Annotated in this window: 2 protein-coding genes; one reads left to right on the top strand and one right to left on the bottom strand. The window is 44.1% G+C overall.

Annotated elements, in window-relative coordinates; translation table 11 throughout:
- Nucleotides 1-93: 93 nt before the first annotated feature.
- Nucleotides 94-849 carry an amino acid ABC transporter ATP-binding protein gene (locus IQ242_RS24110; protein WP_002765219.1) on the bottom strand — a complete coding sequence of 252 codons (756 nt, stop codon included), beginning with the start codon at nt 847-849 and terminating at the stop codon, nt 94-96.
- Nucleotides 850-1,047: 198 nt separating this feature from the next.
- Between IQ242_RS24110 and IQ242_RS24105 the strand changes: the two genes are divergently transcribed.
- Nucleotides 1,048-1,672 (top strand): basic amino acid ABC transporter substrate-binding protein (locus tag IQ242_RS24105; RefSeq protein ID WP_193961696.1); only part of this gene is annotated, 625 nt, incomplete at its 3' end.

Here is a 1,672-nt window from a genome sequence, read left to right as displayed (position 1 = left end):
GGGGAAGTGGGGAGAATAAAGCTGCCTTTTGCCTTTTGCCTTTTGCCTTTTGCCTTTTGCCTTTTGCCTTTTGCCTCCTGAATTCAGCCAACCCTAATTACTATTGATGCGACTTAAAAAAGCTTGTAGGCGCTCGCTGTGGGGATTATTAAAGAAGGTGTCGGGATCGCCTGCTTCTTCGATCACACCTTGATTAAAGAACAAAACCTTGTTAGAGACTTCCTTAGCGAACTGCATTTCGTGGGTGACGACTACCATAGTCATACCGTCATCGGCCAATTGACGCATAACGTTTAACACTTCCCCGACTAATTCCGGATCCAGGGCCGAAGTGGGTTCATCAAATAAAATCACCTCTGGTTTCATGCAGAGACTGCGAGCGATCGCCACCCGTTGTTTTTGGCCTCCCGATAATTGGTCGGGATAAACATCGGCTTTTGGGGCCAAACCCACCTTTTCCAGATACTGAATTGCCGTATCCTTAGCCTCATTTTCCGAGTGGTGTAACACTTGCTTGGGGGCCAACATCAAGTTTTGTAAAACGGTGAGATGGGGAAAAAGATTAAAGTGTTGAAACACCATACTTACCCGGCTGCGTAAATTGCGGAGGACTGATTGATTTAACTTCGGGGAAGAGATGTCAATTCCCATCACCTCCAAGCGGCCGCCGTTAATTGTTTCCAAACGATTGAGACAGCGTAAAAAGGTACTTTTGCCGCAGCCAGAGGGACCGATTACCGATACCACGTCCCCTTGATAAAGAGTACCTGTAACTCCTTTAAGTACCTCTAAAGAGCCGTAACTTTTGCGTAAACCTTCACTAACAATCACAGGGGTGGTAGTGGTCATGATGTCCTCTCGTAAAAAATTTTACATTCTGTATAAAGGTATCGAGATTAGTTTCTGCTAGATTGTATCCTTGACGACATTTTATCAAGAGGAATAATCATAATACTCAAATAGTCTCTCTACATCTGTCTTAGGTGAGGAGTAGGACGAAATCCTTAACTTAATTGAGTAAAAAAATCAAGGAGAAACAATTAAAAAATGATTAAATTTTGGCGAGGGCGGGCGGTGCAGAGAGTCATCTTTGCCTTGTTAGGATTAGTCTTGGCGATCGGATTAAGTGTTATTCCCGCTTTTTCCCAGACCCCTCCTAATCCCTTTCGAGTCGCCACAGAAGCAACTTTTCCGCCCTTTGAATTTCAACAAGGGGGACAATTAACTGGGTTTGATATCGATTTAATGCGGGCGATTGGCAAGGAAGCCGATCTCAACATTGACTTTAGAAATTTACCCTTTGATGGTATTATTCCGGCCCTACAAGCAAGAACAGTGGAAGCCGCTATTAGTGGCATGACAATCACCGCCGAACGCGCCCAAGCGATTTCTTTTTCTCGACCTTATTTTAGGGCTGGTTTAGCGATCGCTGTTCGGGAAGATAATAAGACAATTAAAAATTTTGAAGACTTAAAAGGCAAAAGAATTGCCGTCCAAATTGGCACTACGGGAGCCTTAGAAGCGACAAAAATACCCGGAGCAGTGGTTAGTCAATTTGACTCGGCGGCTTTAGCTTTGCAGGAATTAATTAATGGTCGAGTTGAGGCGGTAGTTAACGATAAACCCGTGACTTTGTATGCAATTAAAGAAGCGGGTTTACGGCTGTCTCTTA

It is taken from the genome of Microcystis sp. LEGE 08355 (assembly GCF_015207185.1).
Classification (GTDB): Bacteria; Cyanobacteriota; Cyanobacteriia; order Cyanobacteriales; family Microcystaceae; genus Microcystis; species Microcystis panniformis.
Note: the sequence above shows the minus strand (reverse complement) of the source record. Positions and strands in the feature narration are given on the sequence as shown.